Consider the following 13294-nt stretch of genomic DNA (forward strand, 5'->3'; position numbering starts at 1 on the left):
AACCCTAGGCCGTCAGGGTGAACACATCGTGGATGACCTGCCCGTCGCGGACCGTGCGCAGGCAGCGGGGCAGTGTCGCCCCTTCCGCCAGGTTCGGCAGCGGAGGCACACCCGCCCGCGGGTCGGTCGACCAGCGCTGCACCCGCGAGTCCGGTGTCGCGACGACCAGGTCCGTCGCGTCCCAGATCGCGTAGTGCGCGGGAGCGCCCGGGACCAGGCTGCCGGTGACGCCGTCGTTGACCCCGGCAGCACGGTGACCCGCGCGCGTGTGGGCGGTGAAGGACGCGCGAGCGGACAGCCCCGCGCCCGGGGTGCGGTGGTAGGTGCCGGCGCGGACGGTGGCCCACGGGTCGACCGGCGTGACCGGGGCGTCGGAACCGAAGGCGAGCAGGAGTCCTTCGGCGGCCATGGTGGCGAAAGGGTTGAGCTTCGCGGCCCGCTCGGCGCCGAGGCGGTCGACGTACATCCCGTGCTCGCCACCCCATTCCGCGTCGAACTGCGGCTGGACCGACGCGACCACCCCCCAGCCCGCGAGCGCCCGCGCCTGCTCGACGTCGATCATCTCGACGTGTTCGAGCCGGTGGTGCCGGGCGGCAAGGGCACGCCGGCCGACGGTCTTCTCCGAAAGACGGAATCCTTCGACGACCTCGGCGACCGCGGCATCGCCGATGACGTGGAAACCGGCCTGCAACCCCGCTTCGGTGCAGGCGGAGATGTGCTCGCCGATGCCGGCGGCGTCGAGGTAGAGCGTCCCGGAGGTGCCCTGCGCGTCGGAGTACGGCTCGTGGAGGGCGGCGGTGCGGGAGCCGAGGGCGCCGTCGACGAACAGGTCGCCCGCCACTCCCCTGGCGCCCAGCGCGCGGGCGGCGTCGACTCCGCCGCGTTCGCCCCAGTAGCCGACGACTTCCGGCAGTCCGGGTCCCGCGGCGAGCGTGAGCAGGTCGGTGAGGTCGTCGGCGCCGGAGATGTCGGGACCCGCGCACTCGTGGACGCTGACGACCCCCCTCGCGGCGGCTTCGGCGAGGAACGCGCGCTGGGCCTCGCGTCGCTGACCGGGCGTGATCGCCTCGCGCATGGCCGCGCGGACGCGGTGATGGGCGTCGCGGGTCAGTGGCCCGTCGGCCGACCAGCCCGCCGCGTCGCGCACACCCGGCGCCAGGGCGGCGAGGGCGCTGGAGACGAGGGCGGAGTGGACGTCGACCCGGCTCAGGTACACCGGGGTCCCGTTCGCCGCCTCGTCGAGTTCGGCGCGGCTGGGCAGCCTGCCGTCGGTCCAGCGGGACTCGTCCCAGCCGTGTGCGACCAGCACCTGCCCTGGCCGGACGGCGTCGCGGACCGCGGCCAGCAGTTCTCCGGCGCCGCGGATGTTCGCGAGGTTCACTCCGGTGAGGTGCAGACCGGTCGCGGTGGCGTGGACGTGCGCGTCGACGAACGCGGGGGCGACGAAGGCGCCCTCGAGGTCGATCACCTCGGCGCCGGGATGCAGTGCCTTGGCCGGGCCGTCCTGTCCCACCCAGACGACGGTGCCGTCCGTGATCGCCATGGCGGTGGCGTCCGGGGCCGAGGGGCTGTAGATGCGCCCGCCGAGCAGGAGCGTGGTTCGCGCGTTCGTCACCCTTCCGAGTTTGCAGCGTGCGGATGACCACGTGACCGGCGGGTCGGTGTGCTCCCGATACACCCGCAAGACAGGAATATTTACGTCTTCCGAACGATGTGACAGGATATTTTCACGCGTGTCCGACGACGAGGAGTACAAATGACTGCGATCCAGGAGCCGACCTCGCCGATAGCCGCCTACGATCAGCCCTACGACTACACCCGAGTCGAGCTGATCGAACCCGATTGGCGCCGCTTCCCCGGCTGGCATGACGTGACCGAGGCGGAGTGGCGCGACGCGCAGTGGCAGCGAGTGCACTGCATCCGCAACGCCAAGCAGCTACGTGCCCTGATGGGCGATCAGCTCGAGGAGCGCTTCTACGAGGACATGCTCGCCGACCAGCGCGAGATGGCCACCATGTCGATGCTGCTGCCGCCGCAGATGATCAACACGATGGCGCCCAACGCGGGCACCGACCAGGCGAAGGTGACCGAGGCCTGGTACGCCGACCCCATCCGCCGCTACATGCTCCCGGTGCGCAGCGACCGCGACACCGAGTGGCCGAGCCACCCGCACTCGGAACGAGACTCACTGCACGAGGCCGAGATGTGGGTCGTGGAGGGGCTGACGCACCGTTATCCCACCAAGGTCCTCGCCGAGATGATCTCCACCTGTCCCCAGTACTGCGGGCACTGCACCCGGATGGACCTGGTCGGCAACTCGACCGAGCTGATCGAGAAGCACAAGCTCTCGCTCAAGCCCGTCGATCGCCAGGACGCGATGATCGAGTACCTGAAGAAGACCCCCGGCGTGCGCGACGTGGTGGTTTCGGGCGGCGACGTCGCCAACGTGCCGTGGCCGCAACTGGAGTCGTTCCTCATGCGGCTGATGGACATCGACACCGTCCGCGACATCCGGCTCGCGACCAAGGCGCTCGCCGCCCTGCCACAGCACTGGATCCAGCCCAAGGTCGTCGAAGGACTCGAGCGCGTCGCCGGCACCGCCCAGCGCCGCGGCATCAACCTCGCGATCCACACCCACGTCAACCACGCGCAATCGGTCACCCCACTGGTCGCCGAAGCCGCCCGGACCGCGCTCGACGTCGGCGTCCGCGACGTGCGCAACCAGGGCGTGCTGATGAAGGGCGTCAACGCGACCCCGGCCGAACTGCTGGACCTGTGCTTCGCGTTGCAGGGCGAGGCGAACATCCTGCCGTACTACTTCTACATGTGCGACATGATCCCGAACGCCGAGCACTGGCGCGTTTCTGTGCACGAAGCACAGGAACTCCAGCACGCGATCATGGGCTACCTGCCGGGCTATGCGACTCCGCGGATCGTCTGCGACGTGCCCTATGTCGGGAAGCGCTGGGTCCACCAGCTGGCCGAGTACGACCGCGAGCTGGGGATCTCGTACTGGACCAAGAACTATCGGACCGGGATCGAACACGAGGATCCTGAGGCCTTGCAGCGCCGCTACCCCTACTACGACCCGATCTCCACCCTGCCCGAAGCCGGCCAGCGCTGGTGGCGCGAGCAACCCCCGATGGCCTGACCGGCCAGACCGCCAGGTAGGTCCCGGAGGGGGCGTTCAGGCTCATAGAGGAGCTTTGAACGCCCCCTCCGCTGTACGGGCTGTTTGTGCTGGTCAGAACTCGCGATCCGACAGTCCTATTGGTAACCACCGGAGTCAGAACTTGCTGAATTCCGAAGGGTCAGCACCGGTGCCTATGCCCGGCTGGCGTCTCCGAGCGCGGACTCGGGTCTCGTTCCATACGCCTGATGCACGGCGCGCTCAGCTGTGTCCGAGCAGGGTGTGCATGGCGGAGCGGATTGTGTCGTTCGGGTCGGTGGGGAGGCTGCGCGACCGCCAGGCGACGAACCCGTCGGGGCGAACCAGGAGTGCGCCATCCGGCTCGGTGCCGGCCATCTCGGTGAATGCAGCGGGATCGCCCTCGACCATGGCCGCGGTGATCTGCCGCACCTGCAGGTCGTTGGTGCTCGCGGTGAGCCAGCCGGTGCCGTTCGGGCCGGTCAGCAGCGTCCACTGCGCACCGACGAGGTCGAGTGTGGACAGTCGGCGGTTGCCGTCGGTGAGCCATCGATGTGGCAGGCGGCAGCCAGGCGTCGCCTGGTTGTCGAGGATGTCGGGCGATGCGGCGTCGTCGGTGAGCACGGCGTCGGAGTCGTAGCGGTAGAGCATCATCCCGCGTAGGTAGTCGGCGGCCGCCTGCACGTACAGCTGGTTGGTGTCCTGCTGGGCCTGGTATCCGCGGAGCAAGCGGCGGGACGGCGCCAGGGATGCCTCGGCGGCCGCTCGGCGTTCGGGCTCGTAGCTGTCGAGAAGGGTCTCGCCGGCTTGTCCGCGTAGCACGGCGGCGAGTTTCCAGGCGAGGTTGTGCCCGTCCTGGATGCCGGTGTTCATGCCCAGCCCGCCGGCGGAGCTCTGCACGTGGGCGGCGTCCCCGACTAGGAATACCCGGCCGCGGCGCAGCGCCGCGGCGATGCCGATCGCGGCCTCCCACGCATTGCACTCGATGAGGTCGATCGGCACGGTGTCGTCGCCGATTGCCGCGTGCAGCAGTCGCAGGGTCTGCTGCGCCGGCAGCTGGGCGAGTTCGGCGAGTTTGCCAGGGTAATCCATGATGTGCGAGGACCAACGGTCACCGCCCGCGCTCTTCGCGAACAGCGTGCAGTAGACCTGTTCGTTGCGGATGAAACAAACGTGTGTGGCTGACTCCGGCAGTAGGCTCCGCAGGTCGGCGCGGAAGAAGGCCGTGTTGAGCCTGGCGTCGACTTCCCGGTCGGGCATGTCGACGCCGAGTAGCTCCCGCACCCGGCTGCGGGCACCGTCGGCCCCGACCAGGTAGCTGGCGACCACCTCGTATTCGCGACCGGTGCCCGCCTCGGTCACCCGAGCGCACACGACCTCGGCGTCGCCGGTGAACTCGACCAGCTCGGCGCCGAACCGGACCTGCCCACCGCGGCGCTCCAACTCCGTCAAGGCGAGTCGCTGCAGCTCGTACTGCGTCATCGCGCGCCGGGAATCCACCGGGCTGCAGGTGTCCAGCCGTTCCGCGTAGTCCGGCGGAGGGGCCGCCTGATGCAATACGGCTCCGACCGCGCTGGCTTTGAACATCGATCGCATCGGCAGCGGCCCGTCCCAGCCGACGCGATCCAGCGCCGGCCCCAGCCCGATGGACCGGAACAGCTCCAGCGTCCGCACAGTCGTACTGGCGCGCGGTGGACCATCGAGCGGGTCACGCTTGTCCACCACCAGCACCCGCACTCCCCGGTCCGCCAGGAACAACGCTGTCGACAGCCCCACCGGCCCGGCGCCAGCCACTACTACCTCGTATCGCTCCACGGTGTTCTCCTCACTGATCACCCTGGGTCCACCGTGCTCGCTCAAGTGGACTTGAGCGCAACGTGCGATCATGGTGATGTGCACTACTCGATCAGCGAGGTAGCGCGGTACTTCGGTATCGCCGTCTCCGCGCTGCGCTACTACGACCAGGTTGGTCTGCTACACCCGGCTGGGCGACGTGGGACCGTCCGCGTCTACGGCCGTGACGAGCTACGCCGCCTCGCACTCGTTCAACTGCTTCACCACGACGGGATGATGAGCCTGGCGGACACCACCGCCACACTCACCGACAATCCGCCCAGCGGCAGGGCCAGGCACGTCGTGGCCGAGTCCATCCGCGTCATGCAACACCAGATAGAGCGGCTCCGCGCGGCACAACACGTCCTCGAGCACCTGCTCACCTGTCCCCGCGACGACCCCATTCGAGACTGCCCCGTCCTGCGGACACAGCTGGAGGACACCGTCGACACCGCGCTCGGCGCCAACCGGATGGCCGAGCCCGACAGTGGATCGCCGCCGCGCTCGGCGGGACGGCTGTGATGCTGAGCCGACAGGCCGACATTCAGGTCGGCGGCGTTGTGGTCGTTGTCGCGGGGGCGTTCCTCGTCGCGTTCATAATCGTCATCCTCGCTGAACTGATGGCCTTGTTCCGGCCGAGCGTGACGGCCTGACTCGTGGTGGCAGTCCTGTGCGTCACCTTGACGATTCTCATCGTGAGTGTCAGACACCTGTTCGTGGTGGTCACCGTGGCCGGGGCGAGTATGGAGCCGACGCTTCACACCGGAGATCGCTTACTCTCCCGGCGCCGATGGCCACCTCGTCGGTGGAGCGGCGGGAATCGGCGGAGTTCGGTGGTCCCTCGATGACGTAGGTCAACCGCGCGCGTTGTCAGGTCCGCGGTTCCCCACTCGACGGACGGTCGCACCGGTCCAGGCGCCTGCCGATGCCAGCAATGCCGCGTACACGGCAGTGATGACGAGCACCAGCCAGCCGAGGTCGCGGTTCGCCAGCACCATGGCGGACAGGACACGCGCGGTGTCCGGCGCGCCTCCGGTCCAGAGGATCGCGGTCGCCCACGCGGTCATCGCCGCGACGACGGGAAGCCACACCTTGCCCACCGCGAAGCCCGCGAACGCGGCGACGAGGACGGTGGCCCACCACCAGCCGAGCAGCAAGGCCGCCGACAGCACCACCGTGGTCGCGGCGAACACCACCACATTCCGTTTGCTCATCGCGGCTTCAACCTCCACTTGACCGTGCTGACCGGTTCGGCGGCCGGGCCTTCCGCGACCTGCCAGTATTCGCCCCGGCGCCACGGCTCGACGCCGTTGGCCCACCACGGCGAAGACGGGTTTTCGCTCTGTCCGCACGGGCAAATCGCCCGTGCCGCACCCTGGGGAGCGCTCCAGTCGACGACGAAGCGCCAGCTCGGGCCCGCCGTGCCTGCCTCCGCCGTCTCGCCGGACAACGCGTTCACCGTGCGGCTGTTGCCGCCCGCGGGGAACGGGCCCTCGTCCAGTGCGGGCACGCCCAGCAGTGAAGGGAACCGCACCGTGTGCTGCCCCGCCGGTTGCCCCACCGCTTCGTCGAACGCTTCCCGCAGCACGGCCGTGGCGTCGCGCCGGGTGCCGTCCGGCAGTGAGAAGAACCTGTTGCCCGGATCGCTGACGACCCATCGTGCCACCGTGGCACGCAGGACGTCCTTCACCGGTGACGACTTGCCGCTCGACAGCGGCAGCCAGCCGTCCGGGTCCTGCGGCACGTGGTACTGGTCCCACCACGGCTGGAAGGTCCTGCGCACTAACGCGGTGGCGAACCGTTCGAAGAACTCCGCCTGCGCCGAACCCGTGGACGCGCGCAGGTCCCAGCCTGCCAGAGCGGCGCGCAGGTCACTCCCCGCCCCGGCGAGTTCCTTGCCTTGCAACGCCTTCAGCAGCTGCGGCACCAGCATCACCGCCAGCTCGTCGCGTTCGTCCAGTTGCAACGCCGCCATGTCGTCGGCGGTGCGCCCGGTCGCGCCGGAGAGCGCCGCGGTGAGGGTCGCCGCGCGCCAGCCCTGGTCCGGGAAGCCGTAAGACGTCGAGTACCGGTACGGGTAGTCGCCGGTGACCTCGCGCTGGTTCGCCGACACCACCACTCCGTCCGCCGGGTCGTGCACCGCCGGAAGCGCCGCCACCGGGATGGCGCCCGCCACGTCCGCCGAGCCGTCGCCGGGCAGCGGCAGCGCCACGTCGTGTCCTTCGACCTGTGGCGTGACGCCGACGGTGAACGCCCCGATGTCCTCCGGTGAGGCGTACACGAAGTTCAGCGCGGGGGCGCTCCAGGAACTCAGGCTCGCGCGGAAGGCGGTCGTGTCCTTGGCGCGCAGTCCGTTCAACAGCGCGGAGAGGTTGTCGCTCGGCAGCGCGCCGGACCACCACAACGAAGTGGCGACGCCCTGGGTCTGCAACACCGGCCCGTGCGCGGTCAACCGGGTCACGTGCTCGCGCGGCTCCTCACCGCGGACGCCGATCCGGTTGCGTACCAGCGTCATCGGCCGCCACTCGCCCTGCCAGTGGTACTGATCCGGGCGGGCGGGGTCCGTGGCTTCCAGGTAGAACAACGATGTCGGCCGCTGGGCGTTGGTCACACCCCAGGCGAACCGGTCGGTCTTGCCCAGCACCGGCGCGGGGAAGCCCGGCACGGTGACCCCGGTGAAGTGGTAGCCGGGGCTGGTTCCCTCGACCTGGTACCAGATGGCGGGCAACGAGAACCCGAGGTGCGGATCGGCCGCGAGCATTGGCCTGCCGGTGCTGGTGTGCGCGCCGGAAACCGCCCACGCGTTGCTGTTGCCGATCCGGTTGACCGTGCCCGGCGGCAGATCGGCGAGGCGCTCGCGCAAGGGTGCCAGTCCGCCGACGGCCGGTACGCCGCCGCCCCCGCCGCCGCCCGGAACCGGATCCGCCCCGTGCGCGGCGGGATCCGCGCCGACCGGCGCCGGGGTGAGCGGCAACTTCCGGTACGGCCCCTTGTCGTAGGGGTGCTGCGCGATGGCGGGAACCTCGGGGAACCACGCCCCGAAGACATCGGCGGGCAGCGACTTCGCCAGGAACGAGAACGTCACCGGCAGGTCCGTGAAGCCGATCGACTGGGCGAACATGCGCTGCACCACCAGACTGTCGACCGGGGTCCACCGGCGCGGCGCGTAGCCGAGCAACACGAAGTTCTCCGGCAGCAGATCCCGCGCGATGAGCTCGTCGATCGCCGCGTTCACGCCGTCGCTGTAGGCCAGCAGCACCTGCCGGGCGGGCGCGTCCCGCGGCAGCTCCCGCCAGTCGCGTTCGGCGGACCTCGCGAGGCCGAGATCGAGTTGGAACATGTCGGACTCGACGGCGGACGCGCCGAGCACCTCGGCGAGCTGTCCCGCCGCGCGGCGGCGCAGCAGGTCCATCTGGAACAGCCGCTGCCTGGCGTGCGTGTAGCCGATGCCGAGGAAGAGGTCGTCGTCGCTGCCCGCGCTGACATGCGCGAGTCCGTTGGCCTCGAAGGAGATGACCGCGGGCACGGCCAGTCCCGGCACGACCGGGGCCTCGTCGGAGACCGGGGCCGAGCGTCCCCACACGCCGTCACCGGGGTTGAGCACGGGTCCCAGCGCGGGCAGCCCGCCGACCGGGAACGCGCTCGGTACGAGTACCACGAGCAGCAACGCCACGCAGCCGGTAAGTCTCAGGGCACGACGCCGACTCCGGCCACTCGGACGTTCCACAGTGGACGGTTCGGTTCGATTGGTCAAAGTTTCGCTCCCCCAAGGGTTCCGGACGTGGTAAGCATTGACGGGTGATCGCTGGGGATGAGAAGTTTCCGATGTCGCGCCAACAGGAGATCGAGTGGCGGCAAGAGCTGGTACGCCGCAACCCGGTCTTCAACATGGCCTTCGCGCGCCGCATCACCGGGCCGCTCGACGTGGCCGCGCTGACCGCGGCACTGCAGGGAATCGTGACGAGACACGCGGCGCTGCGCACGTCCTACGCGGACGTCGACGGCCGCGGCGTGCAGGTCGTCGCTCCGCACGTTGACATCGTGGTGCCACAGGAGGACCTGTCGCACGTCGCGGACGAGGCGGAGCGGATGAAGCTGCTCGACGACCTCGTGCTGCGCGACTGGGGCGCGCTCTTCGACCTGACGACCGCGCCGCTGCTGCGCGCACGGCTGGTCAAACTCGCCGAAGCCGACCACGTGCTGGTTTTGGTGCTGCACCACGGCATCGCCGACGGCTGGTCCACCACCGTGTTCTTCCCCGAGTTCGCCGAGAACTACACGGCGCACCTGATGGGGACCACGCCGGACCGTGAGCCGCTGCCGATCCAGTTCACCGACTTCGCGCTGCACGAGCGCGCCTGGACGGCGAGCGAGGAGGGACAGCGGCAGGCGGCGTGGTGGCGCGAGCGACTCGCGGGGCTCGCCGAGCCCGCCGAGCTGCCGTACTTCCGGCCGCGCGACGAGGTCGACAGCTACGAGCAGGGCAGCCACGTCCTCGTCCTGTCCGCCGAGCTGGTCGACCAGGTCACGGAGCTGGGCCGCGGGCACGACGCGACGCTGTTCATGACGATGCTGGCGGCGTTCCAGCTCGTGCTGGCCGGTGACCGGGAGGAGGCGGACATCGTGGTCACGTCGTCGTACGCCGGCCGCAACCGCCTCGAGTACGAGCCGGTGATCGGCAACTTCTCCAACTCCGTCGTGCTGCGGGGCACCGTGCGCGCCGACTGGTCGTTCGCCGAGCTGCTGCAGGAGGCCCGCCGGGTCACTCAAGACTCCATCGCGCACCAGGAAGTGCCGCACGCGGTGGTGCGCGACCTCCTCGGGTGGAAGAAGCCGCACTCCGAGGTGTTGTTCATCATGCAGCCGATGCTGCCGCAGGGGCCGCCCGCCGAGACGCCGGACGGGGCGCCGTGGATCGCCGAGTACCAGCCGTCGGTGGCGAAGACGATCGAGCAGTTCGGCGACTCGTGGGACGGTGAGAACCTGGTGGTGGATTTGGACAACCGGGGAGCCGGCGGGCTGGTGGTCACCCTTGACTACAACAGCCTGCTGCTCGACCACGCCACGGTCACCGGGCTCGCCTCGGCCTTCGAGCGGGTGCTGAAACGAGCGGTGCGCGCCCCGCAGGCGCCGGTGCGGCGCCTGCGGGTGCCGCCCGGCTGAGCGGCGGCGCGGCAGGCTCACCGGTCCTCCGGCGAGCCTGCCGCCCGCCGGTCGACCACGGCCGCCAGCTGCGCGACCGTGGCGACGTCGAACATGTCCTTCGGCTCCAGGCGCACACCGAGCCGCACCCGGATCCGGGACACGATCATGGTCGCGGTGAGTGAGTGCCCGCCCAGTTCGAAGAAGTCGTCGTGGACGCCGATGCCGTCGACGTTCAGCAGTTCCTCCCAGATGACGGTGATCGTCTGCTCGGTCCCGGTGCGCGGCTCGACGTGCTCCACCGCCGTCACCACCTCGACGTCGCGCAGCGCCACCCGGTCGACCTTGCCGTTCGGGGTACGCGGCAGACCCTCCGGAACCACGATGATGGGCGCGGGCACCGCGTAGGTGGGCAGAATCCGGGACAGGTGCTCACTCAGCCGCGCGGGATCCGCTCCCTCCGCACCGGTTTCGACGAACGCGACCAGCGCCTGGTCCCCCGACGCCGCGGCCCGCAGCACGACGACGGCGTCGGTGACCTCCGCGCGGTCGCGCAGCGCGCTTTCGATCTCGCCGAGGTCGATGCGCCTGCCGCGCACCTTCACCTGGTGGTCCACCCGTCCGGTGAGGTGCAGGTCGCCGTCGTCCGACCAGCGGCCGAGGTCACCGGTGCGGTACCGCCGGACGCCGTCCGGGCCGGACACGAACCGTGCCGCGGTCTCCTCGGGCAGGCCCGCGTACCCCGACGCCAGACCCGCGCCGCCGACGTGCACCTCGCCGGTCATCCCGGCGGGCACCGGCCGGAAATGCCGGTCCAGCACCAGGATGGTGGTGTTGTCGATCGGCTTGCCCGTGCTCACCCGGCCGTCCCGGACGACGTGGCACGTGACGTCGGCCGAGACCTCGGTCGAGCCGTAGAGGTTGAGCAGCCGGGCGTGCGGCAGGCGGCGCACGGCCTCGATCGCCGTCGCGGGATCCAGCGGCTCGCCGCTGGACACGCACCACCTCAAGTGGGGCAACAGCGTCTCGTCGTCGAACGTGCCGTCGAGCAGCGCACGCAGCAACGTCGGTACCAGCACCACGCGGGTGACCTCGTGCTCGTCCAGGAAGGAGGCCAGCCGGAACGGGTCGGTCTCCAGCCCCACCGGCACCTGGACCAGCGGCACGCCCGCCAGCAACGGCCCGAAGATCTCCCACACCGCGTCGACGAAGCTGACCGACGTCTTTTGCGCGGACCGTTCGCCCTCACCCCACGGGTGCGCGCGTTCCATCCACGCCACGCGGTTCAGCACACCGCGATGCGTTCCGAGCACGCCCTTGGGCCTGCCGGTCGACCCTGACGTGTAGATCACGTACGCGACGGCGTCACTGTCCACAGTGGTCACCGCGACCTCGGCAGGCTCGGTGGGCTCGATCGTGTCCGCGCGGACCAGCCGGGGATGGCTTTCCGGCAACCGGCCCAGCGCGGCGGCATCGGTCACCACCGCGACGGTTCCGCTGTCCCGCAGCATGTACGCGATCCGTTCGGCGGGGTATCCGGGATCGATCGGGACGAACGCCGCACCGGTGCGCAGCACCGCGAGCAACGCCACCACCAGCTCCGGCGACCGGTCGAGCAGCACCGCCACCCGGTCACCCGGCTTCGTGCCGAGCGCCACGGCCAGTGCGGCGACGGCGGCGTCCAGCTCGCCGAAGGTCCACGTGCGCGACTCGGTGACCAACGCGGGCGCGTCCGGCCGGGCGGCGACCCGTGCGGCGAACCGCGCCTGGATCGACGTGTCCGGCAGAGGCGTGCTCGTGCCGTGGGCGAACGCGAGGACCTCCGCGCGTTCCCGCTCCCCCATTAGTTCCAGCTGCCCCACCGGGCGTTCGGTGTCCACGACGAGTTCCGCCAGCACGTCGGCGTAGCGGGACGGCAGCCGCCGGGCGGCGGAGTCGGGCACCTGCTCGCGGCGCCAGCCGATTTTCACCGTGGCGCGTTCGCCCGGCATCACCGTGACGTTGAGCGGATAGTGCGAGTTCTCCCGCACGACCGCGTCGCCCGCGACGAGCTCGCCGTCGCCGATCTGCTTGCCTGCCATGGGGAAGTTCTCGAACACGAAGATGGTGTCGAAGAGCGACTGGCCGGCCGCGAGACCCGCCTGCGCCTGCAGCGTCACCAGCGGCGTGTGCTCGAAGCGCAGCAACCGGAACACCGAGCGCTGCACCGTGGCGAGCCACTGGCCCACCGGCTGGGCGGCGTCGACCGTCACCCGCAGCGGCAACGTGTTGATGAAGAGCCCGACCATGGACTCGATGTCGTCGACCGGTGCGCCGCGGCCCGCGCTGGTCATGCCGAACACGACGTCGTCGCTGTCCAGGAGCTGCGTGACCAGCAACCCCCACGCGGCCGCGTAGACCGTGCTCGCGGTGACCCTGGCGGCCGCGGCGAACTCCGCCACCCGCGCGGTGAGCTCCGCAGGGAGCCGCAGCACCTCCTCCGCGTAGCCCGGCACGCCCTCACCCGGCCCGCATGCGACGCCCAGCGACCGGACGTCGGGCAGGTCGCGCAGCGTCTCCCGCCAGTACGCCGCCGCCCGGTCGTCGGCGTCCTGCGTCGCCAGCCAATCGGCGTAGCGCGCATACGGGGGTGGCTCCGGCAGGTCTGCGGACTCGCCCGCGTACCCGCGCCAGAGCTCGTCCCAGATCCGCGCCATGCTCCAGCCGTCGAGCACGATGTGGTGGCTGCGCCACACCACGTGGTGCGCGGTGGGGCCGTGCCGCAGCACGGTGAGCGTGGCCAGCGGGGCGGTGTCCAGGTCGAATCCCTTGCCCAACAGCGTGTCCACCGCGGACTCCGCGCACTCCAGCACCTCGGCGCCGGAGTCGATCCCGCGCAGCACGGCGCGGACCGGCTGGTCGAGGCCGTCCCAGACGACGGCGCTGCGCAACGCCTCGTGCCGCGCGACGGTCCGCTCCCACGCCGCCCGCAACCGGTCGACGTCGAGCGGGCCGACGCAGCGGACCGGGACCTCGACGAGGTAGAGACCGTTGTCTTCGTGCGACAACGACTCGAACAGCAGGCCCTGTTGCAGCGGCGACAACGGGTACACGGCCTCGACGCGGTCCGGCTCGCAGCCGAGCCTCGCGGCGACGGTGTGGACGGCGGGCACTGGCATGGGATCGACCTCT

9 protein-coding genes are annotated in these 13294 nt (G+C 70.4%); 4 read left to right on the top strand and 5 right to left on the bottom strand.

The window, feature by feature from the left end; all coding sequences use genetic code 11:
• Window positions 1-4: 4 nt before the first annotated feature.
• Window positions 5-1615: an amidohydrolase gene (locus BS329_RS35240; protein WP_076167179.1), complete on the bottom strand. Its 1611-nt coding sequence runs from the start codon at window positions 1613-1615 to the stop codon at window positions 5-7.
• 141 nt (window positions 1616-1756) lie between these two features.
• Here BS329_RS35240 and BS329_RS35245 point away from each other — a divergent pair, with 141 nt between their 5' ends.
• Window positions 1757-3151 (top strand): KamA family radical SAM protein, encoded by a 1395-nt coding sequence (locus BS329_RS35245; RefSeq protein ID WP_076167079.1) that lies wholly within the window; start codon window positions 1757-1759, stop codon window positions 3149-3151.
• Between the two features lie 240 nt (window positions 3152-3391).
• Here the strand turns inward: BS329_RS35245 and BS329_RS35250 are convergent, their stop codons facing one another.
• Window positions 3392-4963 carry an FAD-dependent oxidoreductase gene (locus tag BS329_RS35250; RefSeq protein WP_076167180.1) on the bottom strand — a complete coding sequence of 524 codons (1572 nt, stop codon included), beginning with the start codon at window positions 4961-4963 and terminating at the stop codon, window positions 3392-3394.
• Between the two features lie 78 nt (window positions 4964-5041).
• Here BS329_RS35250 and BS329_RS35255 point away from each other — a divergent pair, with 78 nt between their 5' ends.
• Both BS329_RS35255 and BS329_RS45275 read left to right on the top strand, forming a co-directional pair.
• Entirely contained in the window at window positions 5042-5503 is a 462-nt protein-coding gene (locus BS329_RS35255; RefSeq protein WP_076167081.1) for a MerR family transcriptional regulator, read from the top strand.
• Window positions 5503-5634, top strand: a complete 132-nt coding sequence (locus BS329_RS45275; RefSeq protein WP_279628241.1) for a hypothetical protein — start codon at window positions 5503-5505, stop codon at window positions 5632-5634. The genes BS329_RS35255 and BS329_RS45275 overlap by 1 nt, the downstream gene beginning before the upstream one ends.
• Window positions 5635-5835: 201 nt before the next feature.
• On the opposite strand, the gene BS329_RS35260 is transcribed toward BS329_RS45275, so the two are convergent.
• Both BS329_RS35260 and BS329_RS35265 read right to left on the bottom strand, forming a co-directional pair.
• The gene (locus tag BS329_RS35260) at window positions 5836-6195 is read right to left on the bottom strand and encodes a hypothetical protein (RefSeq protein ID WP_076167082.1); all 360 of its coding nucleotides are present in this window, start codon (window positions 6193-6195) and stop codon (window positions 5836-5838) included.
• On the bottom strand, window positions 6192-8654 hold the full coding sequence (locus tag BS329_RS35265) for a penicillin acylase family protein (protein WP_076167084.1): 2463 nt from the start codon (window positions 8652-8654) through the stop codon (window positions 6192-6194). Before BS329_RS35265 ends, BS329_RS35260 begins: the two co-directional genes overlap by 4 nt.
• A 152-nt stretch (window positions 8655-8806) precedes the next feature.
• On the opposite strand from BS329_RS35265, the gene BS329_RS35270 reads away from it, so the two are divergent.
• The gene (locus BS329_RS35270) at window positions 8807-10144 is read left to right on the top strand and encodes a condensation domain-containing protein (RefSeq protein ID WP_076167086.1); all 1338 of its coding nucleotides are present in this window, start codon (window positions 8807-8809) and stop codon (window positions 10142-10144) included.
• A gap of 17 nt (window positions 10145-10161) precedes the next feature.
• Here BS329_RS35270 and BS329_RS35275 read toward each other — a convergent pair whose 3' ends face one another.
• The gene (locus BS329_RS35275; protein WP_158075858.1) at window positions 10162-13281 is read right to left on the bottom strand and encodes a non-ribosomal peptide synthetase; all 3120 of its coding nucleotides are present in this window, start codon (window positions 13279-13281) and stop codon (window positions 10162-10164) included.
• Between the last annotated feature and the right edge of the window lie 13 nt (window positions 13282-13294).

This window comes from Amycolatopsis coloradensis (assembly GCF_001953865.1).
Lineage (GTDB): Bacteria > Actinomycetota > Actinomycetes > Mycobacteriales > Pseudonocardiaceae > Amycolatopsis > Amycolatopsis coloradensis.